Source organism: Pseudomonas sp. SDO5522_S412 (assembly GCF_054071215.1).
This window is the reverse complement of record NZ_JBSVWQ010000085.1, coordinates 1-24074: the sequence shown is the minus strand read 5'-3', so window position 1 is coordinate 24074 and position 24074 is coordinate 1. Positions and strand designations below refer to the sequence as shown.

Genomic DNA, 24074 nt, shown 5'->3' with positions numbered 1-24074 from the left:
GCCAGCATATTCAGTGACTGACACTCCGCATTCGCGAGCAAGCCCGCTCCCACAATTGGTCCGCGTACAAACTATCAGTCGTCGAGGGCTTTTACGGACTTGGGTGACAACCGAAGGCTGCGCAAGCTGCGCTTCACGCTCTTGAGGTGGTTGACCAGGCTCGGGCCGCGCGCCATGGCCACGCCCATCGCCAGCACGTCGATCACCACCAGGTGGGCGATACGCGAGGTCAGCGGCGTGTAGATCTCGGTGTCCTCGTGCACATCGATCGCCAGGTTGACGGTCGACAGCTCTGCCAATGGCGTCTGGCTCGGGCACAGGGTAATCAGGGTCGCGCCGCTTTCACGCACCAGGTTGGCGGTGATCAGCAAATCCTTGGAGCGGCCGGACTGGGAAATGCAGATCGCCACGTCGCTGGGCTTCAACGTCACCGCCGACATCGCCTGCATGTGCGGGTCGCTGTAGGCCGCCGCCGTCAGCAGCAAACGGAAGAACTTGTGCTGGGCATCCGCCGCCACCGCGCCGGACGCGCCGAAACCATAGAACTCCACGCGCTGGGCCTGGGACATGGCGGTCACGGCTTTTTGCAGCTCCACCGGGTCGAGCTTTTCGCGCACTTCCATCAGGGTGTGCAGGGTGGTGTCGAAGATTTTCAGGCTGTAGTCGGCGACGGAATCGTCTTCGTGGATCGCAAACTGGCCAAAGCTCGCACCCGCTGCCAGGCTCTGGGCCAGCTTGAGCTTCAAGTCCTGGAAACCGGAGCAACCGATGGCGCGGCAGAAGCGCACGATGGTCGGCTCGCTGATGCCCACGCTGTGGGCCAGGTCGGCCATGGAACTGTGCATCACGGCCGCAGGGTCAAGCAGCACGTGATCGGCAACCTTGAGTTCCGATTTGCGTAACAGGTGGCGCGACTGGGCGATATGTTGCAACAGGTTCAAAGGGCTGGACTCTTGTTATTGGCAGACGCCAGGGATGTAGCAAGCTTGTAGTTATACTACAAGAATTAACGATTTGCCCGTTCGATGCATCACTTAATCACGCTGCTGCCCGCTGATTCAGCGGGCAGGCTCGATGTAGCCCCGCGTGCGGCTTGGGCTCAACTATGGAAAATCGGCATTTTTTCGTAACAAATCCGCCAAGCCATCCGCTTCCACCGGCCGACTGATCAAATAGCCCTGCACCTCGTCGCACTGCTCATCCCGCAAAAAGTCCAGCTGCTGCTGATCTTCCACACCCTCGGCCACCACCTTTAGCGACAGCCCGTGGGCCATGGCAATGATGGCGCGGGTGATCGAGGCATCTTCGCGTCCCTGGCCCAGGCCGCGAATGAACGTCTGGTCGATCTTCACGTAGTCCACGGGGATGCGCTTGAGGTAACTGAGGGATGAGTAACCGGTGCCAAAATCATCAATCGCCAGCTTCACCCCCAGGTCGCGCAGTTGCTGGAAGGTCGAGATGATGTGCTCGACGCTGTCGAGCAGCTGGCTTTCGGTCAGTTCCAGCTCCAGGTATTGCGGATCAAGCCCGGTTTCTTCCAGCACCTGGCGCACCAGGCTGATCAGCTTGCCCTGGCGCAGTTGGTGCACCGACAGGTTGACCGACACCCGAATCGGCGCCAGCCCCTGGCGTTGCCATTCACAAGCCTGCCAGCACGCCTGGCGCAACACGAACTCCCCCAGCGGCACGATCAGGCCGGTTTCTTCGGCCAGCCCGATAAAGTCGCCGGGCGGCACCATGCCCCACTGCGGATGTTCCCAACGAATCAATGCTTCGGCCGCATTCAGCTTGCCACTGGCCAGGCACAGTTTGGGTTGGTAGAACACCGTAAGCTGGCGCTCATCAATCGCCTTGCGCAGCTGGTTTTCCAGCTGCAAACGTTCCAGGGTGCTGGCCTGCAGGCTGTCGGTGTAGAACTGGAAGTTATTACCGCCCAGGTGCTTGGCGTGCTGCATGGCCATGTTCGACTGGCTGACCAGCGCGGATATTTCCCGCGCATTGTCGGGCAACAGGCTGACGCCCATTGAGGCACTGACCACCAGCTCGTGCCCTTCCACCGTCACCGGCACCCGCAACTTGGCCAGCAACCGCGTGGCCACCCGCGCCAGGCTCGACAGGTTGCCGTAGGCGTCGAACAGCACGGCGAATTCATCGCCAGAGAGCCGCGCTATGGTGTCGGCCTCAGGCAAGGCGTTGATCAAGCGGCGGGCCATTTTCTGCAACAACTGGTCGGCCACTTCATGCCCGAGGCTGTCGTTGAGCAGCTTGAAACGGTCCAGGTTGATATGCAGCAAGGCCAGGCTGCGGCCACCCTGGCGCACCCGCTGATGGGCTTCGCGCAACCGCTCGCGGAACAGCGAGCGGTTGGCCAGCCCGGTCAATTCGTCGTAGTGCGTGAGGTAGCGCATGCGCTCCTCGGATTCGCGCCGCGCAGACAGATCGGCGAAGAAGCCCACGATATGGCTGACATTTCCCCGAATATCCCGCACTACATTGAGTTGCAGCCATTGCGGGTAGAGTTCGCCGTTCTTGCGGGTCTCCACGAGCTCGCCCTGCCAGGTGCCGTGGCTGAGCAACGCCTGGCGGATCACCGGGAAGTGGCGCCGTGCGTCGCGGCTGCTGGGCAGCTCCACGACATTGCGCCCGATCATGTCGTCAATGTCGAAGCCGGTGACGCGGCTGAATGCCTGGTTGACGGCTATCAGCACGTAGTCCGGGTCGAGGATCACAATGCCTTCGCTGGCCGCCTCGAACACCGTCGATGCCAGGCGCTGCTGTTCTTCCAGGACCTTGCCGGCGCTGATGTCGCGGCGGGTGCCGAGCATCCGCGTGACGCGTCCACTGGGCGAGCGCTCCACGGCGCGGCCACGGTCCTGGATCCATACCCAATGGCCATCGCCATGGCGCACCCGGTATTCCACCAGGTAGTCCTCGCTGCGGCCTTTAAGGTGCTCCACCAGCGCGCGCTTGAGCAGCGGCAAGTCGTCCGGGTGCAGGCGTGGCTTGAGGTGGCTGAGCATCGCCGTGACGTATTCCGGCTCCAGGCCGAACAACTCCTTGAGCTGGGTGTGGTGGACCTCATCGGTTTGCAGGTTCCAGTCCCACAGCCCCAGTTCGCTGGCCTGCAGCGCCATGGCCAGACGCGCCTCGCTTTTGCTCAGGGCCAGGCTGGCCGCGTCCAGTTCCTGACTGCGCTGATCGACGCGTTGCTGCAGGCCGATCTGTGCTTCGCGCAACTCTCGTTCGACCTGGCGCCGCTGCTCCACCTCACGCACCAGTTCCTGGTTCAGTTGCTCGCTGCGTTGCTGCGCTTGCTGCAGGTGCTCGATCAACGCCTGGTTCTGGAAGCGCCTGAGCAGCCCGCGCTGGATCAGGCGATTGACCTGCCATGCCACCAGGCTCAGGGATGCCAGCAGAATCAGCCCCAGGCAACCCCAGCCTTGCTGTTGCGGGTCGCCGCTCCAGAATAAATAGAGGATGGCCGGCACCAGGCAGGGCACGGCAAACGACAGGAAAGCCGGCAGACTGACGGCATAGGCCACACTGGCGGACAAGGTCGCCGCGCCGAGCAGGCCGAACACCCAGGCCTGTTGCGCAAAACTGTCCACCGGTACCAGGGCGATGGCAGCACTGGCCAGCGTCAAGCCGCTAACGGCTGAGCCCAGCATGAACATGCGTCGCCAGATCGGCTGCGCCTGGCGGCTGGGCATGGCGGAATCGAACGCCGCCACCTGAATTACCCGCAAGGCCACCAGCGCCAGCAGCCATACCAGCCAAATGCTGTCCAGCAGATAGCGCTGCGGGCTCCAGAGCAACCAGGCGCAGACCAGTCCATTCACCAGCATTAATAAAGTAGGCAGCAGGGAGCCTTGGTAAAGCAGGCGCGTGCGCTCCACCGCCATCTCCATGGCGTAGTGCTTGCGGATAACCTGCGCCGGCGCCACGGAGGGTCCCGCCAGGTCAATGCTAAGGGTCATAGGCAGTGTTCTTATAATGGTGAGCCCGAAACGTCGACGGAGCATACACAAGCAAACGCTCGGGCCAAACTGCCCCAAGTCATAAAAACAGCGCGACAATCAGGCGCAAACCTTGGAGCCAGACAGCTTGAGTGAGACAGGGCGCGGGCTGTGGGCGATGACCGACCGGTCATCACCGTGAATAGATTGTTGCCTTATCCTGTGTCGACGCAGAAGTTTTCCCGTGACCACCCGGCATTGGGATTTGCCCGACTCCCCCGGGCACCCTAGAATGCGCCGATGCGCGATGATCTCTCTCTTTTGCTGAACTCCCTCAACGATGCCCAACGCCAGGCCGTAGCGGCCCCCGTTGGCCGTCAGTTGGTCCTGGCCGGTGCTGGCTCCGGTAAAACCCGAGTGCTGGTGCACCGTATCGCCTGGTTGATCCAGGTCGAGAACGCCTCACCGCATTCCATCCTGTCGGTGACCTTCACCAACAAGGCCGCTGCCGAGATGCGTCATCGCATCGAGCAGTTGATGGGCATCAGCCCGGCCGGCATGTGGGTGGGCACCTTCCACGGCCTGGCGCACCGCCTGTTGCGGGCGCATTGGCAGGAAGCCGGCCTGAGCCAGACCTTCCAGATTCTCGACAGCGACGACCAGCAACGCCTGGTCAAGCGGGTGATCCGCGAGCTGGGCCTGGATGAACAACGCTGGCCGGTCCGTCAGGCCCAGTGGTTTATCAATGGCCAGAAAGATGAAGGCCTGCGCCCGCAACATATCCAGGCCAGCGGCGACCTGTTCCTGGCCACCATGCGCAGCATTTATGAAGCCTATGAAGTGGCCTGCCAGCGCGCCGGCGTCATCGACTTCTCCGAACTGCTGCTGCGCGCCCTCGACTTGTGGCGCGACAACCCGGGCTTGCTGGCGCACTACCAGAAACGCTTCCGCCACATCCTGGTGGACGAGTTCCAGGATACCAACGCCGTGCAGTACGCCTGGTTGCGCCTGCTGGCCAAGGGCGGCGACAGCCTGATGGTGGTGGGCGACGACGACCAGTCGATCTACGGCTGGCGCGGCGCGAAAATCGAGAACATCTACCAGTACAGCGACGACTTCCCGGACGCCGAAACCATCCGCCTGGAACAGAACTACCGCTCCACCGCCGGGATCCTCAAGGCCGCCAACGCCTTGATCGCCAACAACACCGGGCGCCTGGGCAAAGAACTGTGGACCGACGGCAGCGAAGGCGAAGCGATCAACCTGTACGCCGCCTTCAACGAACACGATGAAGCGCGCTACGTGGTGGAAACCATCGAAAGCGCCCTGAAAACCGGCCTGGCCCGCAGCGATATCGCGATTCTCTACCGCTCCAACGCCCAATCACGGGTATTGGAAGAGGCCCTGCTGCGCGAGCGCATTCCGTATCGCATCTATGGTGGCCAGCGCTTCTTCGAACGTGCCGAAATCAAGAACGCCATGGCCTACCTGCGCTTGCTGGAAGGTCGCGGCAACGATGCGGCGCTGGAACGGGTGATCAACATTCCGGCCCGCGGCATCGGCGAGAAGACCGTCGAGGCGATTCGCGACCACGCACGCCACAGCGATGTGTCGATGTGGGAAGCGATGCGCCTGCTGATCGCCAACAAGGGCCTGACCGGCCGTGCGGCCGGTGCCTTGAGTGTGTTTGTCGAGCTGATCGAGAACCTGGCCGCCAAGTGCATGGAAATGCCCCTGCACCTGATGACCCAGACCGTGATCGAGCAGTCCGGCCTGATCGCCTACCACGAAGCGGAAAAAGGCGAGAAAGGCCAGGCCCGGGTAGAAAACCTTGAGGAACTGGTCAGCGCCGCCCGCGCGTTCGAAAACACCGAAGAAGACGAAGACCTGACGCCACTGGCGGCATTCCTCGGCCACGCTTCCCTGGAAGCCGGCGACACCCAGGCTGATGAGCATGAAGACAGCATTCAGCTGATGACCTTGCACAGTGCCAAGGGCCTGGAATTCCCCTACGTGTTCCTGGTGGGCATGGAAGAAGGCCTGTTCCCCCACAAGATGAGCCTGGAAGAACCCGGCCGCCTTGAGGAGGAACGCCGCCTGGCCTACGTGGGCATCACCCGGGCGATGCAGAACCTGGTGATGACCTACGCCGAAACCCGGCGCCTGTACGGCAGTGAGACCTACAACAAGGTGTCGCGCTTCGTACGTGAAGTGCCGAAAGGGCTGATTCAGGAAGTGCGCCTGTCCAACAGCGTCAGCCGACCGTTCGGCGGCGGCCAGCAGCAGAACTCCAGCAGCATGTTCGCTGGTTCGGAAATCCCCGAGACGCCGTTCAGCCTTGGCCAACAGGTCAAGCACGCGATCTTCGGCGAAGGCGTGATCCTCAACTTCGAAGGCGCCGGTGCCCAGGCCAGGGTGCAGGTGAACTTCGCCGAAGGCAGCAAGTGGCTGATGATGGGCTACGCCAAGCTCGAAGCAATCTGAAACAACTGTAGAACATGAAGGATGTTGCCCCACCCTTGTATTTGGCAGCGGTGGGGCCAATATCTGTAATAAGTCCTACAGACGATTCGGTATTGGCCCTACGCAAAAGCCCGAAACACTATGCCGCTAGCCACTGACATCACACCTGTGCAACATGGCGCGCGTGCAATCCACAAATGGGAATTCCCTTTATGAAACGTTTTCTTAGCATCGCCATGGCGTTGTGCATCGGCCTGACGATGAGCCTCGACGCCAACGCCAAGCGCTTCGGTGGCGGCAAATCCATGGGCTCGGCGCCGAGCCACCAGACCAGCCAAATGGCCCCATCCGGCGGCGGCATGGGCGGCGCAGCTGCGACCGCTGGCGCTGCCGGTGCCGCAGGCGCTGCTGCCAAGGCTGGCGGTGCTTCGCGCTGGTTGGGCCCTCTGGCCGGTATCGCGGCCGGCGGCCTGCTCGCCTCCATGTTCATGGGCGGCGGCTTCCAGGGCATGCAGATCTTCGACATCCTGATCATGGCGGTCATCGCCTTCCTGATCTTCCGCTTTATCGCCGCCCGTCGCCGCAAGCAACAGGAGCACATGGCTCCAGCCGGCGCGCCGATGCAGCGTGAAGTGTTCGAGCAAAAGCCTGCTGCCATGGGTTCGATCTTCGGCGGTTCGGCTGCTCCTGCTGCCGCTCGTCCGGTGATCAACGCACCCGCCTGGTTCAACGAAGAGCGCTTCGTCGAAGCGGCCCGCAGCCACTTCCAGTCCCTGCAGCAGCACTGGGACGCCAACGAAATGGACAAGATCGCCGAGTTCGTGACCCCGCAACTGCTGGAGTTCCTCAAGCGCGAACGTGCCGACCTGGGCGACGGCTTCCAGTCGACCTACATCGACGACCTGAAAGTGCAGCTTGAAGGTGTGGATGACCGCGCCGACAAGACCATCGCCACCCTGACCTTCAGCGGTGTGTCGAAGACCTCGCGTTTCGACCAGGGCGAAGTGTTCAGCGAAAGCTGGAACATGGAACGCCCACAAGGCGAAAACCAGCCTTGGCTGGTCGCCGGTATCCGCCAGAACGGCTGATCCCTGCCCGCTTTGAGTACGCAGTAACAAAAACCCCGGACTTGTCCGGGGTTTTCTATTTCACGGTTGCACTTATAGCGAGCTACTGTATAAAACGCCCCTATAAACCGCGCCATCTAGCAAGAGGATCCCGGCCGTGGAAGAAGTTATCGAACAATTGCGTGAAGCCAACGAACCGGTACCGGTTCCTCTGGAGCTGCCTGACGAAGATCAACTGGTGGAAATCGAGGAACAACTGTTCATCGATATTCCGTTCGTCTTCCGTGAATTTCTGCTGACCGTCAGCGATGTGGTCTACGGCAGCCTGGAGCCGGTGACCGTCACCGACCCACAGTCCCACACCTACCTGCCGGACGTTGCCGCCAACGCCTGGGATGCCGGTGTTGACCGCAGCATGATCCCGATCTGCCAGGACGGCGACGACTACTACTGCGTCGAGGAAGACGGCACCGTGGTGCTGTGGTCCGGCGAAGAAGAGCTCGTCACCGAAGAAACCTGGGAATCGGTGTGGCACTGGGCACGAGACGTCTGGCTGGAAAGCTGAGACCCCTGTGTGCCGAGGGCGCTTGTTGTGGCGAGCGAGCTAGCTCGCGCTGGGCTGCGAAGCAGCCCTCTGCGACCCACTCAGTGCTCCGGCGTATCCTTATGGTTATCCAGGGTCTCCAGCAAGGCGACCTGCATCCGCGTATGCACGCGGATGAACCAGCGCCAGAGCACGGCGGCCACCGCGGCCGTCACCACGGCGATCAGCACCAGCAACTTGTTGGTCGGCAGGATACTGGCCGACAAGGCTGCCAATAGCAGGAAAATCACCAGCAGCGAAAGAATCGGGATCACTTCGGCGATCACCCGGCGCACGCGCTGAGTGTGGCGCCCGGCCATTTCCGGCTTCACGCTCATCTCCGCCAGCAGCATCGACAGCGCCTTGAGCTTGCGGTACGCCGCAATCAAAAACGGCAGCGACAGCAGCAACGCCCCACCCCAGATCAATGCCTTCTGCCAGCTCGGATCGCTGACCCAGCCTTCCAGGTAGCTGCCAATACGCGCCGCGAAAAAGCTGCCGGCAAAGAAGATCGCCACCACCAGCGCCAGGTTCACCCCCACCTGCAGAATGATCTTGCGGATCATCGACGCCAGCATCGCACCCTCGCCCTGGGGCTGAATGCTGCGCAGCCACTCGCCATACATCCCGAACACCCGACTCATGCGCTTGGGCATGACTGCGGCAATCTTCAGCGACAGCGGGTCTGCGCCACGGATCAGATAGGGTGTGAGCAGTGTGGTAATCGCAGAAACAGCCACCGCCACCGGATACAGGAAGTCGCTGGTGACCTGCAACGTCATCCCCAGCGCGGCGATGATGAATGAAAATTCGCCGATCTGTGACAGCCCCATCCCCACTCGCAATGAAGTGCGGCCATCGTTACCCGCAATAAACGCCCCCAACCCACAGGACAACATCTTGCCCAGCACCACGGCCACGGTAATCACCGCAATCGGCCAGGCGTATTGCAGGAGGATCTGCGGGTCGATCATCAAACCAATGGCGACAAAGAAGATCGCGCTGAACATGTCGCGAACCGGTTCGATCAGGCGCTCAATCTTCAGCAATTGCCGGGATTCAGCCATGATCGCGCCGATCAGGAATGCCCCCAGCACCATGCTGTATTCCAGCTTGACCACCAACAGGCAGAAACCGAAGCACAGGCCCAGCACGGTGATCAGCAGCATCTCGTTGCTTTCGAATTTGGCCACGTACTCCAGCAGGCGTGGCACCAGCAAAATCCCGATCACCAGTGCGACAATCATGAACAGCGAGAGCTTGCCGACGGTGGAGAACACCTCGCCGGAGCTGACCGTGCCGCTGACGGCAATGCTCGACAGCAAGGCGATGATGCCGATGCCGAGGATGTCTTCGACGATCAGCACCCCGAAAATCAGCTGGGCAAAGCGCTGGTTTTTCATCTTCAGGTCATTGAGCGCCTTGACGATGATGGTGGTCGAGGAAATCGCCAGGATCGCGCCCAGGAACAGCGAGTCCATGGTGTTCCAGTCGAACCAGCGGCCGATTTCGTAGCCGATCCAGATCATCAGGATGATTTCGAGGAACGCCGCGATAAAGGCGGTGGCGCCAACCTTGAACAGCTTGCGCAGGCTGAACTCAAGGCCCAGGCAGAACATCAGGAAGATCACCCCAAGCTCGGCCAGGGTCTTGATCGTGTCTTCGTCGTGGATCAGGCCAAACGGTGGGGTGTGCGGGCCGATGATGAAGCCGGCGACGATATACCCCAACACCACCGGCTGCTTGAGCCGATGGAACAGGATCGTCACCACCCCGGCCACCAGCATGATCACGGCCAGGTCCTGGATAAAGCTGATGGCGTGCATGGCGAGGGGCTCCTTGAGGGGTACTGGCGCTTTTCCCATTTCCACGCATGCACCCCGAAAGGTCGCAATGAACGGAAAGAAAAGTCTGCCTTGATCGTAAGAATTGCCTTTGAGACGGGCTTTTGAAGGGTAACACCGCGACTTGCGGCAGAAAGCCGGTGCAATATATGGAAACAGATCGCCCCAGGCGTGACGGCAAGCCGGGGCCCAGCGTCCCGTTATGAATGGCTCTGCAAAGATTCCAGCACCCGCAGAGGTGCCTCCCCACCCAATGCCTACAACCCGTGAGTGTGCTATGGAACCCGGAAACGCCCAGCTGTCGATGACAGTATTGATGACCCCTGACATGGCCAACTTCTCTGGCAATGTGCACGGCGGCACGCTGCTCAAGTACCTCGACGAAGTGGCCTACGCCTGCGCCAGCCGTTATGCCGGGCGCTATGTGGTGACGTTGTCGGTGGACCAGGTGATTTTTCGCGAGCCGATCCATGTCGGCGAGCTGGTGACCTTCCTGGCCTCGGTCAACTACACCGGCAACACATCGATGGAAGTGGGGATCAAGGTGGTCACCGAGAACATCCGTGAGCGTTCGGTACGCCACACCAATAGCTGCTTCTTCACGATGGTCGCGGTGGATGACCAGCGCAAACCGGCCGCCGTGCCGCCGCTGCAACCGCAGAACAGCGAAGACAAGCGCCGGTTTGTCCAGGCTCAACAGCGCCGGCAGATTCGCCAGGAGCTGGAAAAGCGCTATCAGGAAATCAAGGCAGACGGCCCGTAAGAGCCCGCCAGGTTTCTGGATGACCGCTTAGTAACGCGAGCACTTGTCAAAGTGCGCACACACATCAAAGCGCTGGTCCAACTGGGCCATGCGCTCCATATGGTGATTGACCACCTCCATCGTCACGCTCTTTCGGGTATTCACGTAGTACTGCACCATAAGCTTGTCGTTCTCCGCTACGCGCGATTTGATCGCACTGTCCGTAGGCTGCATCCATTGCTCCAGGACGGCATCCTCAGTTCCCCGCAGGCGCTGGCGGTACACCTCAGTGTAAAACCCCAGAGCCCGGGCCAGACGACCGGCAGACTCTTGATTCGACAGTTCGTAGTTCTGCCGAAACTGGTTCCAATAGTCCGGCGGCAAGGTATACGAGCCCATCAACGCCTTGCGCTTGCTGATCAACTCATCAAGCTCTTGAGGCGAGGTTTGCATTCGGTCGACTTTATTCTCTGACACGATGGCCGTGATCGACTGCGCACGCTCGTCAAGAATGCGATCAATCAACACCATTCGCTGCGGAGTATCCGGTAACAACTTGCCGAATATCGGACCTTTGCCCTCGCAAGACGGCATGCCGGTCTCGAACAGCGGCTGCGGGATCCGCACGTCCTTGCCGTCCAATCGCGTAAGACGCTGGAGCAGCGTGCTGCATTGGCGGCCCTGCAATTCGAAGGTCACTTCGTACTCTTCACCCGCCTTGGGCGTTAGATTGAACGCTTTGCCACAGACATAGGAGCTGCCGTTGGTGTTGATCATCAACATAGTGTCCTTTCCGGGCGCCAGCTTGATCTCCAGCAGCCCACGAGCCGTGGGCGGTGGCGGCACAAGCATGTCTACCCGCCGCTTGGTGTCCACCAGGAACATGTTGTTGAGAATGCCTGTGGTCTCACCCATGCAGTGCTGTGCGTCATAGACAAAAAGGGTGCTGTTGGTGGTGTTGGGGATGAACCGCAGCTTCGCCGCATCGGGCTCGGCTGCGTCAGGATAGGTACCGTGGACGCTGCAACCACTGAGCAGCGTAACCAGGGCCAATGCGATAAATGCCCGTGGCGAATGGAGCAGGGATAACGACATGATCTTCCTTGATGAACGCAGAGGGCAAAAAGACGGCCGGTAGTAACGGACGCCCTTTGCGTCGCTCAATCAGGAATAGTCCTACAGCCCGATTGGGGTTGCCTCGAAGCGAACTCGCGGATGGGCAATCCGGTCCTGGGCGCGCACCAGCTCCAGCTCATAGCTGGCGCACGCCTGGGTTTCCAGCAGTACTTCATGCACCGCTGCAGCAGTGAACTCAAAGGCCGCCACCAGGCTATCCCCCAACAACACCCGCGCCAGGAACAGGCCCGACGTCAGGTCGCCCACGCCCACCGGCTGACGCGGGAATGCCAGCAGTGGCCGACGCAGGTGCCAGCTGCCTTCAGCCGTCACCAACAGCATTTCGAAGCCGTCCGGCAGCTTGCCGGGATAATCCAGGTGCTTGACCAACACCGCTTTCGGCCCGCGGGCCAGTAACGCACGGGCCATCCCCAGGCAATCGAACAGCGACTGCGGCTTGCGCCCGGCAAAGCTGTCCAGCTCCAGCTGGTTGGGGCACAGGAAGTCGGCCATCGCCGCCGCTTCCTCCAGCAGGAAGTCGCTGACCTCCTGGGGCACGATGCAGCCTTTTTCCGGATGCCCCATCACCGGGTCACACAGGTAAAGAGCCTTGGGGTTGATCGCCTTGATCCGCGCCACGCCGGTGAGGATCGCCCGGCCCTGTGCCGCACTGCCCAGGTAGCCCGACAGCACTGCATCACAGTTGCCCAGCTCGCCAATCGCCGCGATGCCTTCCACCAGCGCAGGAATTTGCTGCGGCGCCAACACTTCTCCCGCCCACTGACCATACTGAGTGTGGTTGGAGAACTGCACCGTATTGAGCGGCCACACGTTCACCCCGACCCGTTGCATGGGGAACACGGCGGCGCTGTTTCCGGCGTGGCCGAAGACCACATGAGACTGGATCGCAAGCAGATGGGGCGTACGTTTCATGCAGGGGATTTCCGTAAAGCCGTTGATATTCTGGCTGCGCAGTATGCGACTAAACGCGGCCTGTACGACAGACCGGAGACGCAGTTAAGCTGGCCCTACTTTGTTGGAGTTCATCGAATGCTGACCCTCGGAAATATCTTCGTGCTGATGCTGCTGGCGACCGGTGCCGCCTGGCTGTGGCACAACCACGGCCTGCGCGAGCGGGCGCTGGAACGGGTCAAGCAGCACTGCGCCAAGCTCGACATCGAGCTGCTCGATGGCGCCGTGGCGTTGAAGCGCATCGGTTTTGTGAAAGATGCCAGCGGGCGGCGGCGCCTGGCACGGATCTACAACTTCGAATTCACCGTGACCGGCGAAACGCGGCACCCGGGGACCATCACCCAATTCGGCGCCCACAGCGCGCAAATCGAGTTGGCGCCCTACCCGTTCGAGATCAAGACGCCATTGCCCAGCGCCGAGATCATTGAGCTAAGCCAGTGGCGCCAGGAGCATGGCAACAGCAAGACCCGTCACTGACGGCAAGCGGTTAACCCACCCTGTAACTGCGCAACGTCCTGCACTTCGCTGAAGATCAATTCGATACGCGAATCCCGCCGCCATTCGCTGGGCTGCCAGGCCAATGCTGCGTTATCCACAGCGTTGGCCGATGCCCAGCCATCCAGGCTGTGGATAACCAGTTTTGCCCGTCGCCAGTCCAACGATTGCAGCCATTGCTGAATGCGCCGCGCGTCGAATCGCTGACTCGGATGCCAGCGCCAGCCAATGCTCCAGCCATCCTCCTGGCCCTGGCTGAGGCAGATCGGCGATGCCGGATCCGTCCAGATGGCCGGCATTTGCCCCAGGCCTTTGGGCAACTCGAAATTATCCACAGCCGCTGCCGCTTGAGCATTCACACCCGGTAACCGGGCCAAGGGCAGTTGCGCCTGCTGCGTCCAATAGATCGGCCGGTCGGGCAGTTGTCCTTGAATCAACAGGCGCTGCGCATCACTTAAGGCTTCATTCTTGTTCAATACCAACAGCCCGGCGCTGGCTAATGCCTCCCGTTGGGCATTGGGTAAAGGTTTACCCGCCGCCAACGCCTGGGCATCCAGTACCAGCACGCACGGCTGCACCGCCAGTACCTGCTGCCAGGGTGCTTCCCGCAGCTGCTTGAGCAATTGAGCCGGATGCCCCAAGCCGGACGGCTCGATAAACAGCCGGTCGGGCCTGGCCTTACGCAACAAACGCCCCAGTCCTACCTGAAACGGCGCCCCGTTGACGCAACACAGGCAGCCACCCGCCACTTCACCGAGGGCAATCCCGTCGTCATCACGGGTGAGCAACGCGGCATCCAGGCCAATCTGCCCGAACTCATTGATCAACACCGCCCAACGCTCGTTGGCCGGGCGCTGGGCCAGCAGGTGCTTGATCAGGCTGGTCTTGCCGGCGCCCAGGGGCCCGGCAATCACGTGGGTGGGAATGTTCTGCAGCATGGTGGACATCATTCAGACCGTGTAGAGAGGTTCGATCCTACCCGGTTACGCCAACCAATCCAGCGTCAGAATCAACCGTCGTTGATCCGCTTGCAGCGGCGGCGAGCGGTGGATCAGGCCAAAGCCTTCGTTGCCGTGCCATTTTTCGCCCTTGAGCAACGCCACTTCACCGCAGTGGATTTGCTCAATGCATTCTTCCGGCTCAGCACTCGCCTGGCTCAGGTGCCGCCGCTCCATCACACCTTCGCGTAGCCATTGGCTGCCAATGCCGGCGTAGGTAGTGATCAGCCGCACCGGCACATGATCCACATGAAAACGCGGGCACATGGCCTTGTCCAATAGCCGCAAACGCACACCGATACGCTTGGCTCCCAGCAAACAGGCAAAGGCGCTGACCAGCCACGACACATCGGCGATAAAGCCTTCGTAGCCTTCAAGATCACGGCAACCTGATGCAAATTCCTGCAGGTTTGGCTCGGCGTCTTCGCTGTTCAGTTCAACCACCAGCGACTCGGCCAATGGCTCATTGAGTGCCACCAGTAACGCGCCGAACTCGGCGATGTGCAGGGGCAACTGACGCTGCCACACCGCTAGGTTCACGCCGTCCTCAAGGATATCGGTGAGCACGGCCGGGGTTTCGCCGTGGGTCTGGCGTACCACCGGGCGCAGTTTCAGGGTCGGTGCCAGCATCAGGCAGCCTCTTCGAACCAAGGGCCAAAGGGATCGGCCAACAAGCGCCAACCTTCGACACCCGTGGCCATTTCATCGTCGGTCAGCAAACAAGCGTCCAGCTCGGCGGTCATCTGGGCGAAGTCGATGTTCTGGCCGATAAACACCAGCTCCTGCCGGCAATCGCCGGTGCTCAGTTGCCAGTTTTTCATGATTGCGGCGATGCCTTCCTCGTCCTGGGGCCACTGGGTTTTCGGCACGAAACGCCACCAGCGCCCGGCAAACCCATGGCGCATCAGGCCGCCAGCCTGGGACCAGCTACCGGCGTCCTCGTGTTTGCTGGCCAGCCAGAAAAAGCCCTTGGAGCGCAGCAGTTTTCCATTCACCCAAGGCCGGTCGATAAAGTCGAAAAACCGCTGCGGGTGGAACGGGCGGCGGGCGCGATAGGCGGTGGAGGCGATGCCGTACTCTTCGGTTTCCGGCAGGTGTTCGCCACGCAGTTCCTGCAACCAGCCCGGCGCCTGGGAAGCACGCTCGAAGTCGAAACGGCCGGTGTTGAGGATCTTCGCCAACGGCACTTCGCCCATGACCATCGGGATGATTTCAGCCTGGGAGTTCAAGCGCTCCAGGATCGCCATCAACTCCTCGCGCTCACTGCTGCTGATCAGGTCGATCTTGCTGATGAGGATCACATCCGCAAATTCGATCTGCTCGATCAGCAGGTCGGTGATCGAGCGCTCGTCCTCTTCACCGAGGGTTTCGCCCCGGGACGCCAGGCTTTCGGCAGCCTGGTAGTCGAGCAGGAAGTTCATGCCGTCGACCACGGTGACCATGGTGTCGAGCCGGGCAATGTCCGCCAGGCTCTGGCCGTCTTCGTCGCGAAAGGTGAAGGTTTCGGCCACTGGCAGCGGCTCGGAGATACCGGTGGACTCGATCAACAGGTAATCGAACCGACCTTCCTTGGCGAGCTTTCCGACTTCTTCCAGCAAGTCTTCGCGCAAGGTGCAGCAGATGCAGCCGTTGCTCATCTCCACCAGTTTTTCTTCGGCGCGATTGAGGGTGACGTCGCGCTGGACCTCACTGCCATCGATGTTGATTTCGCTCATGTCGTTGACGATCACCGCCACCCGCAGGTTTTCGCGGTTGCGCAGGACGTAGTTGAGCAGCGTGCTTTTGCCGGCGCCGAGGAATCCGGACAGCACAGTAACGGGGAGACGATTGGGCATCAGGTATTCCTCATCAGGGTTGGCCGGTCAAATCGCCCGTTGATGGCGTTCGCGCAGCTCTTCACGTTCTTTGGCTTCGATACACAGGGTGGCCGTGGGGCGCAGCAGCAGGCGCTTGAGGCCGATGGGTTCGCAGGTTTCACGGCACCAGCCGTATTCACCGCGGGCCAGGCGTTCCAGGGCTTCGTCGATCTTGTCCAACAGCTTTTTTTCGCGCTCCAGCAGGCGCAGTTGCCATTGGCGCTGTTCTTCGGCGCTGCCGACATCGGCGGGATCGCTGTTGGGCTCCTGTTCGCGCAGCACCATGAATTCAGCGTCGATACGCGCTTGCAGCTCGTTGCGCTGGGCCAGCAGCAGCTCGCGGAAGAAACCTTGCTGGGCTTCATTCATGTAGTCGGCGCAGGGTTGGTCGAGAAGGTCTTGTTCGGTCATCGGAGGTGGTTCACGGGTCAGGCTGTCTTTTAATGTTATAGTATAACAATGCAAATAAGCCAATCCCCCTTGCTCGTGACGACGAAGGGCGCAATGCTGGCAGCCGAATAACGCCCCGAGAGCCTCTATGAAATACCTGCTGTGTGCTGTGTTGCTGATGCTGGCGAGCCTGGCCAACGCCCAGGTGCCCAGCCTGCTGGCCAACTGCACCCGCAGCGCCAACCTGCTGGCGTGCGTCGACGCCCAGGGCAATGCCTACAGCGTCGCGACGGCAGGCAGCACTACGTATTTGCGGGGCTTTGAAGTGATCGGAAAACGCTATTGGGCACAGACCAGCAGCCGCTACGGGCAACTGACGTTCTTTACCGGGTTGGCTTCCGATGGTGAGGCGTGGGTGGGCTACACGCGGCGAGTGGGCTGGACCACCCTCAACCGGTTTTCCAGTTCCGGTGGTGCCAGCGCCAAGTTCACCTGTAGTCGAATCACCGGCTGTTAGACCTGGCCGGTTTTTTGTTCCTGAACCCAGGCCATGTAGCTGTTCATCGGCGGGTTCTTCTGGAAGTAATTTTTCAACCCTTCAAATAAACCGTCTGCCACCGCCTGTTGATGGCGCGCGGTGACCAGTCGCTGGGCGTCCTGGGTGTTGGAGATAAACCCGGTTTCCACCAGGATCGACGGCACGTCCGGCGACTTGAGCACCGCAAAGCCGGCCTGTTCCACGCGTTTTTGATGCAGCGTGGTGATGCTTTGCAGGCTGCCCAGTACCGAGCTGCCCAGTTGCAGGCTGGAGGCGATGGTGGCGTTCATCGACATGTCGAGAATCACCCCGGCGAGCATCGGGTCCTTGTCCTTGAGATTGAGCAAGGTGGTGGCGCCCAAGAGGTCGGCGCCGTTTTCCCGCTGCGCCATGAACCGTGCAGTGGCGGAGGTGGCGCCGCCTTCAGACAGCGCATAGACAGAGGCGCCGGATGCGGTAAGCCGTGGCGCGGCATCGGCGTGTACCGAGATAAACATGTCGGCTTTGTGCTGACGGGCGATGTCCACACGTTTACGCAGCGGCACGAAGAAGTCGTCGTTGCGCACCAGCTTCACATCGAAGCCCTTCTCGCGCTTCAGACGCTTGGCCAGCAATTGGGCGATGGACAGCACCACGTCTTTTTCGCGCTGGCCCTTTGAGCCAATCGCGCCGGGATCCTTGCCGCCGTGCCCAGGGTCGACCACCACGATGATGTCGCGTTTCGGATGAGCCCTGTCCACCGGCGCCGGCACGGGTGCAGCCAACGCGGCCGGTGCCGCAGCGATTTGCATAGGCGCATGAGTGGCACTGGTCAGGTCCAGCACGAGGCGGTGGCCCTGGCCATCCTGCGGCGGCAGGAGAAAGCTGTTGAGCTGCATCGGCGCCTTCAAATCCAGCACGATCCGCGTATCGCCCTGCCCGAAATGCCCCGAGCGAATCGAGGTAATGCCGCTGTTGGTCAGGGCCAGTTGGCTGAAATCACCGGTCAGCTTCGCGCCGCTCAAATCGATGATCAACCGCTCCGGCGCGGTCAGGGTGAAGGTCTTGTATTGCACCGGGCCGCTGAGGTCCAGCACCAGCCGCAGCTTGTTATCCGACCGCCACAGCCGTGCATTGCGGATCTGCGCGGCAGACACGCCCAAGGGCAAGGTGAACACCGCACTGGCCAGCAGCAGGTTGAGGAGTTGACGTCTGTGCATGACTTACACCGCAAATAAAGGAGCTTCCGTACTCGACATGACTGAATAAAAGACAGAACAGAAAAACTTTCGTCGTTTCAATTGTAATAATATAACATGTCTTTTTATTTCCAACGATGGACCTGCTCATGAACGCGCTGACTCTGCCCGATATCGCCGCGCAGGCTTCACGCCAAGCCTTGCCGCTCGATTGGGTGGGCATGTGCGGCATTGCCCTGCCCATTCTGATCGACGGCCAAAGCCTTAGCGCCACGGCTGATGCCGGCGTCAGCCTGGACGACGGCGAGGCCCGTGGCATTCATATGTCACGGCTTTACCTGGCGCTGGAAATGCTTGAACAGCAACCACTTACGCCAGCACTGCTGCGCAGTGTATTGCAACGTTTTCTCGACAGTCATGAAGGTTTATCCACAAATGCCTATCTGCGGATTCATGCAGGTCTGCTGCTGAAACGCCCGGCGCTGGTCAGCCCGTTGGCCGGCTGGAAAAGCTACCCGGTAAGCATCGAGGCGCGCCTGGAAAACCAGATGTTCCACGTGGAACTAAAAATTGACGTTACTTACTCTTCAACCTGCCCTTGCTCCGCTGCCCTCGCCAGGCAATTGATTCAGCAGCAATTTATCGAGGACTTTGCCGGCACACCGCTGCAGCACGAAGACGTACTGACCTGGCTCGGCAGCGCAAACGGCATCGTCGCCACGCCCCACAGCCAGCGCAGCAGCGCGCTGTTGCAGGTCCGGCTTCAAGGCGATCAGCCAACACTGCCGCTGACCCAGTTGATCGACGAAACCGAAGCCGCCCTCGGCACTGCCGTGCAAACCGCCGTAAAGCGTGCAGACGAACAAGCCTTCGCCCTGGCCAACGGGCAGAACCTGATGTTCTGCGAAGACGCCGCCCGCCGCCTGAACCTCGCCTTGAAACGCTCGGATGCGGTCAATGCCTTCCACTTGAAAGTGATCCACGCCGAAAGCCTTCACGCGCACGATGCCGTGGCCGAAAGCCGCTGGACGAGACCTTCCGAATGATCACCTGCACCGCTTTGCGCTGGGGCGCTCCCGGCCAACCACTGACCCCCGCCGTGGATTTCACCCTGGAAAAAGGCAGCCTTACCGGCATCATCGGCGCCAACGGCACAGGCAAAAGCAGCCTGCTGAAAGTTATCGCCGGATTGCAGAAGCCACTGGCGGGGAAAGTGACGATCGATGTTCCACGCCGAGGTGGCCTGTCGTTTTTGCCCCAGCAACAGAACCTCGATCGCCAGTTTCCTATCAGCCTCGAAGAATTGGTGGCCGCCGGTTTTTGGGGCAGCAAGCAAACCCCGCAACAACGTACCGAACGCCTGAGCGCCGTGCTCGAAGACTGGTGCCTCAGTGGCCTGGAGCATCGGCCGTTGATGGCCTTGTCGGGCGGCGAACTGCAACGCGCCCTGCTCGCCCGCATGAGCCTGGCCGAGTCGCCGATATTGCTGCTGGACGAACCCCACGCCGCCCTCGACGAAGACGGCCAGGCGCTGTGCTGGAAACACATCCACGCCTGGCACGACGCAGGCCGCACGGTGGTCGTGGTGTGCCATGACCTCGGCTCCGTACGCCAACACACCCAGCAAGTGGTGCAGATCAAAAGCAGTGGCTGCGTGTTCGGCTCCAGCAAAGAACTGATCCGCCCGCAGCCGCAAATGCAGGTGGCCTGATGCACTTCGCCGCCCACCTGTGGATGCCGTTTCTCGATTTCGTTTTCATGCGCCGCGCGCTCGTCGGCGGTCTGGTATTGGCATGCAGCACGGCGCCGCTTGGGGTGTTCCTGATCCTGCGCCGCATGAGCCTGATCGGTGACGCGGTGTCCCACGGCATCCTGCCCGGCGCCGCCCTGGGCTTCTGGTTTGCCGGCCTGAGTTTGCCCGCGCTGACCATCGGCGGCCTGGGCGCCGGCCTGAGCATGGCCGGCCTCGCCGCCTGGATTACCCGTCGCACCGGGCTGAAGGAAGACGCCAGCCTCGCCGCCATCTACCCGATCTCCCTGGCCAGCGGCGTGCTGATCCTCGGCCTCGCCGGAAAACGCCTGGACCTGCTGCACCTGCTGTTCGGCTCGGCCCTGGCGGTAGACGGCCCGACCCTCACCGGCATGCTCTGGGTCTCGGGCTTCAGCCTGATCGCCATGGTGGTGATCTACAAACCGCTGCTGCTGGACACCCTCGACCCGCTGTTCCTGCAAACCGTCAGCCGCCTCGGCCCGCTGGCCCACGGCCTGTTCCTGACGCTGGTGGTGCTGAACCTGGTGATCGGTTTCCAGGCCATCGGCGCGTTGATGGTGGTCGGCCTGATGATGTTGCCGGCGATTGCTTCACGTTTCTGGAGCCGGCGCCTGCCGGTGTTGATCGCCATATCAGCGGTGCTGGGATGCCTGTCGGTATGGCTTGGCTTGTTGCTGTCGTTCTACTACTCGCTGCCCAGCGGCCCGGCAATTGTGCTGGTGGCTGGCGGCTGGTACCTGCTGTCCGTGGTCTTCGGTCCGGTGCACGGCTTGCTGCGCCGCCCGCCTTTGCTTACATCCCAATGAGGTGTTTCCCGATGCGCGCTCTACTCGTGCTGTTCAGTGTGTTGCTGCCGCTGTCGTTCGCGACGGCCCAGGCTGCCGACAAGCTTCAGGTGGTTACCAGCTTCAGTATTCTTGACGACATGACCCACCAGGTCGGTGGCGATCATATCCAGATCAGCAACATGGTCGGCCCCGACGCCGACGCCCACACCTACGAACCAACACCGGACGATGCCAAGGCCCTGCTCAAGGCCAAGGTGATCATCAAGAACGGCCTGGGCTTCGAGCCGTGGCTGGATCGCCTGATCACCAGCACCGAGACCAAGGCCACTGTGGTCACTGCGAGCAAAGGCGTGCTCTCCCACACCATGGAAGAGGACGGCGAAACCATCCCCGACCCGCACGCCTGGCACAACCTGGCCAACACCGTTATCTACGTGAACAACATCACCAAGGCGCTGATCGCTGCCGACCCGGCCAACAAGGCCGACTACGAGCACAACAGCCAGGTGTACCTGAAAGAAATCTACCGCCTGCTGGCTGAAGCCAAGGCCAAGTTTGGCGCGCTGCCACCGGGTAACCGTCGCATCGTCACCTCTCATGACGCCTTCGGCTACCTGGGCCAGGCCTACGGTATCGAGTTCCTGTCGCCTCAAGGCCTGTCTACCGAACGTGAACCGTCGGCCGCCGAAGTCGCCACGCTGATCACCCAGATCCGCAAGGACAAGGTCAAGGCCGTGTTCATGGAAAACATCAAGGACTCGCGTCTGCTCCAGCAGATCGCTGACGAAAGCGGCGCGCAGATCGGCGGCACGCTGTATTCGGACGCCCTGGCCGCAGAAGGTCCGGCCAGCACCTTTACCGGCCTGTTCGAATACAACCTCAACACCCTGTGCGCGGCCCTGAGCAAGCCATGAGCCTGAGCATGCTTGACCTGGAAGAGGCTGCCATCGGCAGCCGCTTTCCACTCGATAGCGTGCTCGACGCCCTGCCGTGGAACAGCGATGGCCTGATCGCCGCCATCGCCCAGCAACACGGCAGCGGCGAAGTGTTGATGCTGGCCTGGATGAACCGCCAGGCCCTCGACGAAACCCTGGCCACCGGGCACGTCTGCTACTGGTCCCGCTCGCGCCAGCAACTGTGGCGCAAGGGCGAAACCTCCGGCCACTGGCAACTGCTGGTGGAGGCCCGCCTGGATTGCGACGGCGACGCGGTATTGCTGATCGTCGACCAGCAAGGCCCGGCCTGCCACACCGGCCGGCCCACCTGCTTCTACAACGCCATCGACGGCCATCACGTAAACATCATCACCGCGCCTCTCAAGGAACCTGACCCATGATCCGCAAGAACCCTTCCGGCGATCTGCCCGTGATTGCCGAATCGGCCTACGTCGACAAAACCGCAATCATCTGCGGCAAGGTGATCATCGGCGAAAACGTATTTGTCGGCCCTTACGCGGTGATCCGCGCCGACGAAGTCGACGCCAACGGTGACATGGACCCGATCACCATCGGTGCCAATTCGAATATCCAGGACGGCGTGGTGATCCACTCCAAATCCGGCGCCGCCGTAACCATCGGCGAGTTCACCTCCATCGCCCACCGCTCCATCGTCCACGGGCCCTGCACCGTTGGTGACCGGGTGTTCATCGGCTTCAACAGCGTGCTGTTCAACTGCGTCGTCGGCGATGGCTGCGTGGTGCGGCACAACTCTGTAGTCGACGGCCGCGATTTGCCCGACGCGTTCTACGTGCCCTCCACCACCCGCATCGGCCCCAACACCGACCTGTCCCAGTTCCCGCCGGTGAGTGTCAGCGCTTCGGAGTTTTCCGAAGACGTGGCGCGCACCAACGTCGACCTGGTACTGGGTTACAAAGCCCTGCAAAACGAGTTCTGACCATGAGCCGCCTGCTGATCCGCAACGCCCGCCTGGTGAACGAAGGCGAGGAATTCGAGGCTGACCTGCTGGTCGCCAATGGCCGTATCGAGAAGATCGCCGGCAGCATCGACAACGCCAACGCCACCGTGGAAATCGACGCCCAAGGCCAGTGGCTGCTGCCGGGAATGATCGACGACCAGGTGCACTTCCGAGAGCCCGGCGCGCCGGACAAAGGCAGCTTCTACAGCGAGTCCCGCGCGGCGGTGGCGGGTGGAATCACCAGTTTCATGGACATGCCCAACACCAACCCGGCGACCCTGAACCTGGATGCCCTGGCCGACAAGAAGCGCCGCGCGGCGCTGCATTCGGTGGCCAACTATGGCTTTCACTTCGGAGTGAGCAACGACAACCTCGACACCGTCGCCGCGCTGGACCCGCGGGAAGTCGCCGGGGTCAAAGTGTTCATGGGTGCGTCTACCGGCAATATGCTGGTGGATGATCCGAAGATCCTCGAGCGTCTGTTCGCCGAGGTGCCGACCATTCTCCTGGCCCACTGCGAGCACACCCCCAGCATCCACACCAGCGAGCAAAGGATGCGCGAGCGTTTCGGTGAGCACATTCCTGCCGTGGCGCACCCGCTGATCCGCGATGCCGAGGCCTGCTATCGCTCCTCGTCCCTGGCGGTGGAACTGGCCAAGCGGCACGGCACGCGCCTGCATGTGTTGCACATCACCAGCGCCCGGGAATTGGTGCTGTTCGAAGATAAACCCCTGGCGCAAAAACGCATCACGGCGGAGGTCTGCCTGCATCACCTCTTGTTCGATGACCGCGACTACGCCCGCCTCGGCCACCAGATCAAATGCAACCCGGCGATCAAGACACGCGCCGACCGCAACGCCCTGCGCCTGGCATTGTTGAGTGATCGTCTGGATGTAATTGGCAGTGACCATGCGCCGCACACCTGGGCGCAAAAACAGCTGCCCTATCGCGAAGCGCCGTCAGGCTTGCCGCTGGTGCAACACGCCCTGCCGGCGCTGCTGGAATTGGTCGCCGACGGCCTGCTGCCGCTGACCACGCTGGTGGCGAAAACCAGCCATCGGGTCGCGGACCTGTTTGCGATCCCCGACCGTGGCTACCTGCGCGAAGGCTATTGGGCCGACCTGGTGCTGATCCAACCCGAGCCTCACGGCAAACCCGTCAGCAGCCAGCCGATCCTGGCCCGTTGCGGCTGGACGCCCTTTGCGGGGCGCAGCTTCCGGCACAGCGTCAGCACCACGCTTGTGTCCGGCCACCTGGCCTGGCACGACGGGCGCGTGCACGACAGTTGCCAGGGGTTGCCGCTGCATTTCCAGCGCTGAAGAGACTCTGTACCTGGCAATCCAATCAAATGTGGGAGCGGGCTTGCTCGCGAATGCGGTGGGTCAGCCAATACACCTGTGACT

Annotated in this window: 23 protein-coding genes; 13 read left to right on the top strand and 10 right to left on the bottom strand. The window is 61.5% G+C overall.

The window, feature by feature from the left end; all coding sequences use genetic code 11:
- Positions 1–74 precede the first annotated feature (74 nt).
- A complete protein-coding gene (gene hexR, locus ACW9I6_RS17965; protein WP_003213447.1) occupies positions 75–941 on the bottom strand; it encodes a transcriptional regulator HexR in 867 nt (288 codons plus the stop codon).
- A 162-nt stretch (positions 942–1103) separates the two neighbouring features.
- Complete coding sequence (locus ACW9I6_RS17960) at positions 1104–3977, bottom strand: EAL domain-containing protein (protein ID WP_457339612.1); 2874 nt, start codon at positions 3975–3977, stop codon at positions 1104–1106.
- A gap of 279 nt (positions 3978–4256) precedes the next feature.
- Here ACW9I6_RS17960 and uvrD point away from each other — a divergent pair, with 279 nt between their 5' ends.
- The 3 genes from uvrD to ACW9I6_RS17945 all read left to right on the top strand — a co-directional run bounded on the left by uvrD (position 4257) and on the right by ACW9I6_RS17945 (position 8051).
- Positions 4257–6440 carry a DNA helicase II gene (gene uvrD, locus ACW9I6_RS17955; RefSeq protein WP_177116566.1) on the top strand — a complete coding sequence of 728 codons (2184 nt, stop codon included), beginning with the start codon at positions 4257–4259 and terminating at the stop codon, positions 6438–6440.
- 191 nt (positions 6441–6631) lie between these two features.
- Entirely contained in the window at positions 6632–7507 is an 876-nt protein-coding gene (locus tag ACW9I6_RS17950) for a Tim44 domain-containing protein (RefSeq protein WP_003213454.1), read from the top strand.
- A gap of 136 nt (positions 7508–7643) precedes the next feature.
- Positions 7644–8051, top strand: a complete 408-nt coding sequence (locus tag ACW9I6_RS17945; RefSeq protein WP_003213456.1) for an SMI1/KNR4 family protein — start codon at positions 7644–7646, stop codon at positions 8049–8051.
- 80 nt (positions 8052–8131) lie between these two features.
- Here the strand turns inward: ACW9I6_RS17945 and ACW9I6_RS17940 are convergent, their stop codons facing one another.
- Positions 8132–9895 carry a cation:proton antiporter gene (locus ACW9I6_RS17940; RefSeq protein WP_003213459.1) on the bottom strand — a complete coding sequence of 588 codons (1764 nt, stop codon included), beginning with the start codon at positions 9893–9895 and terminating at the stop codon, positions 8132–8134.
- A 295-nt stretch (positions 9896–10190) separates the two neighbouring features.
- On the opposite strand from ACW9I6_RS17940, the gene ACW9I6_RS17935 reads away from it, so the two are divergent.
- Positions 10191–10676, top strand: coding sequence for an acyl-CoA thioesterase (locus ACW9I6_RS17935; protein WP_003213461.1), 486 nt, complete (start codon positions 10191–10193; stop codon positions 10674–10676).
- Between the two features lie 27 nt (positions 10677–10703).
- Here the strand turns inward: ACW9I6_RS17935 and ACW9I6_RS17930 are convergent, their stop codons facing one another.
- Positions 10704–11750 carry a hypothetical protein gene (locus ACW9I6_RS17930; RefSeq protein ID WP_457339611.1) on the bottom strand — a complete coding sequence of 349 codons (1047 nt, stop codon included), beginning with the start codon at positions 11748–11750 and terminating at the stop codon, positions 10704–10706.
- An 81-nt stretch (positions 11751–11831) separates the two neighbouring features.
- On the bottom strand, positions 11832–12704 hold the full coding sequence (pdxY, locus tag ACW9I6_RS17925) for a pyridoxal kinase PdxY (RefSeq protein ID WP_003213465.1): 873 nt from the start codon (positions 12702–12704) through the stop codon (positions 11832–11834).
- Between the two features lie 117 nt (positions 12705–12821).
- Here pdxY and ACW9I6_RS17920 point away from each other — a divergent pair, with 117 nt between their 5' ends.
- The gene (locus ACW9I6_RS17920; RefSeq protein WP_003213466.1) at positions 12822–13220 is read left to right on the top strand and encodes a DUF3301 domain-containing protein; all 399 of its coding nucleotides are present in this window, start codon (positions 12822–12824) and stop codon (positions 13218–13220) included.
- On the opposite strand, the gene ACW9I6_RS17915 is transcribed toward ACW9I6_RS17920, so the two are convergent.
- Genes ACW9I6_RS17915 through dksA form a run of 4 tightly spaced genes read right to left on the bottom strand, consistent with a single transcriptional unit; the run spans position 13214 to position 16503 of the window.
- On the bottom strand, positions 13214–14176 hold the full coding sequence (locus ACW9I6_RS17915) for a CobW family GTP-binding protein (protein WP_102604035.1): 963 nt from the start codon (positions 14174–14176) through the stop codon (positions 13214–13216). The genes ACW9I6_RS17920 and ACW9I6_RS17915 overlap by 7 nt on opposite strands.
- Positions 14177–14221: 45 nt before the next feature.
- The gene (locus ACW9I6_RS17910; RefSeq protein WP_457339610.1) at positions 14222–14866 is read right to left on the bottom strand and encodes a DUF1826 domain-containing protein; all 645 of its coding nucleotides are present in this window, start codon (positions 14864–14866) and stop codon (positions 14222–14224) included.
- Positions 14866–16071 carry a zinc metallochaperone GTPase ZigA gene (gene zigA / locus ACW9I6_RS17905; protein ID WP_457339609.1) on the bottom strand — a complete coding sequence of 402 codons (1206 nt, stop codon included), beginning with the start codon at positions 16069–16071 and terminating at the stop codon, positions 14866–14868. The genes ACW9I6_RS17910 and zigA overlap by 1 nt, the downstream gene beginning before the upstream one ends.
- Before the next feature lie 27 nt (positions 16072–16098).
- On the bottom strand, positions 16099–16503 hold the full coding sequence (gene dksA, locus ACW9I6_RS17900; RefSeq protein WP_008439502.1) for an RNA polymerase-binding protein DksA: 405 nt from the start codon (positions 16501–16503) through the stop codon (positions 16099–16101).
- Positions 16504–16630: 127 nt separating this feature from the next.
- On the opposite strand from dksA, the gene ACW9I6_RS17895 reads away from it, so the two are divergent.
- Positions 16631–16999: a hypothetical protein gene (locus ACW9I6_RS17895; protein ID WP_003213476.1), complete on the top strand. Its 369-nt coding sequence runs from the start codon at positions 16631–16633 to the stop codon at positions 16997–16999.
- Here the strand turns inward: ACW9I6_RS17895 and ACW9I6_RS17890 are convergent.
- Complete coding sequence (locus ACW9I6_RS17890) at positions 16996–18219, bottom strand: N-acetylmuramoyl-L-alanine amidase (RefSeq protein WP_003213478.1); 1224 nt, start codon at positions 18217–18219, stop codon at positions 16996–16998. The genes ACW9I6_RS17895 and ACW9I6_RS17890 overlap by 4 nt on opposite strands.
- A 128-nt stretch (positions 18220–18347) precedes the next feature.
- Between ACW9I6_RS17890 and folE2 the strand changes: the two genes are divergently transcribed.
- The 7 genes from folE2 to ACW9I6_RS17855 are packed head-to-tail and all read left to right on the top strand — an operon-like array spanning position 18348 to position 23990.
- The gene (gene folE2 / locus ACW9I6_RS17885; RefSeq protein ID WP_177020320.1) at positions 18348–19244 is read left to right on the top strand and encodes a GTP cyclohydrolase FolE2; all 897 of its coding nucleotides are present in this window, start codon (positions 18348–18350) and stop codon (positions 19242–19244) included.
- Entirely contained in the window at positions 19241–19909 is a 669-nt protein-coding gene (locus tag ACW9I6_RS17880) for a metal ABC transporter ATP-binding protein (protein ID WP_177048288.1), read from the top strand. Before folE2 ends, ACW9I6_RS17880 begins: the two co-directional genes overlap by 4 nt.
- Entirely contained in the window at positions 19909–20775 is an 867-nt protein-coding gene (locus tag ACW9I6_RS17875; RefSeq protein ID WP_003213483.1) for a metal ABC transporter permease, read from the top strand. Before ACW9I6_RS17880 ends, ACW9I6_RS17875 begins: the two co-directional genes overlap by 1 nt.
- An 11-nt stretch (positions 20776–20786) precedes the next feature.
- Complete coding sequence (locus ACW9I6_RS17870; RefSeq protein WP_102604031.1) at positions 20787–21671, top strand: metal ABC transporter substrate-binding protein; 885 nt, start codon at positions 20787–20789, stop codon at positions 21669–21671.
- Positions 21668–22093 (top strand): phosphoribosyl-AMP cyclohydrolase, encoded by a 426-nt coding sequence (hisI, locus tag ACW9I6_RS17865; protein ID WP_008439510.1) that lies wholly within the window; start codon positions 21668–21670, stop codon positions 22091–22093. The genes ACW9I6_RS17870 and hisI overlap by 4 nt, the downstream gene beginning before the upstream one ends.
- Complete coding sequence (locus ACW9I6_RS17860) at positions 22090–22650, top strand: gamma carbonic anhydrase family protein (RefSeq protein ID WP_087694587.1); 561 nt, start codon at positions 22090–22092, stop codon at positions 22648–22650. Before hisI ends, ACW9I6_RS17860 begins: the two co-directional genes overlap by 4 nt.
- A 2-nt stretch (positions 22651–22652) precedes the next feature.
- Entirely contained in the window at positions 22653–23990 is a 1338-nt protein-coding gene (locus ACW9I6_RS17855) for a dihydroorotase (protein ID WP_457339608.1), read from the top strand.
- Positions 23991–24074 lie beyond the last annotated feature (84 nt).

Excerpts from the sequence above, each read along its gene's own strand:
- pdxY (WP_003213465.1), bottom strand. The coding sequence starts at position 12,704 with ATGAAACGTACGCCCCATCTGCTTGCGATCCAGTCTCATGTGGTCTTC.
- dksA (WP_008439502.1), bottom strand. The coding sequence starts at position 16,503 with ATGACCGAACAAGACCTTCTCGACCAACCCTGCGCCGACTACATGAAT.
- ACW9I6_RS17935 (WP_003213461.1), top strand. The coding sequence starts at position 10,191 with ATGGAACCCGGAAACGCCCAGCTGTCGATGACAGTATTGATGACCCCT.
- ACW9I6_RS17915 (WP_102604035.1), bottom strand. The coding sequence starts at position 14,176 with ATGCTGCAGAACATTCCCACCCACGTGATTGCCGGGCCCCTGGGCGCC.
- ACW9I6_RS17880 (WP_177048288.1), top strand. The coding sequence starts at position 19,241 with ATGATCACCTGCACCGCTTTGCGCTGGGGCGCTCCCGGCCAACCACTG.
- ACW9I6_RS17940 (WP_003213459.1), bottom strand. The coding sequence starts at position 9,895 with ATGCACGCCATCAGCTTTATCCAGGACCTGGCCGTGATCATGCTGGTG.
- ACW9I6_RS17890 (WP_003213478.1), bottom strand. The coding sequence starts at position 18,219 with ATGCACAGACGTCAACTCCTCAACCTGCTGCTGGCCAGTGCGGTGTTC.
- ACW9I6_RS17870 (WP_102604031.1), top strand. The coding sequence starts at position 20,787 with ATGCGCGCTCTACTCGTGCTGTTCAGTGTGTTGCTGCCGCTGTCGTTC.
- hisI (WP_008439510.1), top strand. The coding sequence starts at position 21,668 with ATGAGCCTGAGCATGCTTGACCTGGAAGAGGCTGCCATCGGCAGCCGC.
- uvrD (WP_177116566.1), top strand. The coding sequence starts at position 4,257 with ATGCGCGATGATCTCTCTCTTTTGCTGAACTCCCTCAACGATGCCCAA.
- ACW9I6_RS17930 (WP_457339611.1), bottom strand. The coding sequence starts at position 11,750 with ATGTCGTTATCCCTGCTCCATTCGCCACGGGCATTTATCGCATTGGCC.
- ACW9I6_RS17950 (WP_003213454.1), top strand. The coding sequence starts at position 6,632 with ATGAAACGTTTTCTTAGCATCGCCATGGCGTTGTGCATCGGCCTGACG.
- ACW9I6_RS17860 (WP_087694587.1), top strand. The coding sequence starts at position 22,090 with ATGATCCGCAAGAACCCTTCCGGCGATCTGCCCGTGATTGCCGAATCG.
- ACW9I6_RS17960 (WP_457339612.1), bottom strand. The coding sequence starts at position 3,977 with ATGACCCTTAGCATTGACCTGGCGGGACCCTCCGTGGCGCCGGCGCAG.
- ACW9I6_RS17910 (WP_457339610.1), bottom strand. The coding sequence starts at position 14,866 with ATGCTGGCACCGACCCTGAAACTGCGCCCGGTGGTACGCCAGACCCAC.
- ACW9I6_RS17875 (WP_003213483.1), top strand. The coding sequence starts at position 19,909 with ATGCACTTCGCCGCCCACCTGTGGATGCCGTTTCTCGATTTCGTTTTC.
- folE2 (WP_177020320.1), top strand. The coding sequence starts at position 18,348 with ATGAACGCGCTGACTCTGCCCGATATCGCCGCGCAGGCTTCACGCCAA.
- ACW9I6_RS17855 (WP_457339608.1), top strand. The coding sequence starts at position 22,653 with ATGAGCCGCCTGCTGATCCGCAACGCCCGCCTGGTGAACGAAGGCGAG.
- zigA (WP_457339609.1), bottom strand. The coding sequence starts at position 16,071 with ATGCCCAATCGTCTCCCCGTTACTGTGCTGTCCGGATTCCTCGGCGCC.
- ACW9I6_RS17895 (WP_003213476.1), top strand. The coding sequence starts at position 16,631 with ATGAAATACCTGCTGTGTGCTGTGTTGCTGATGCTGGCGAGCCTGGCC.
- ACW9I6_RS17920 (WP_003213466.1), top strand. The coding sequence starts at position 12,822 with ATGCTGACCCTCGGAAATATCTTCGTGCTGATGCTGCTGGCGACCGGT.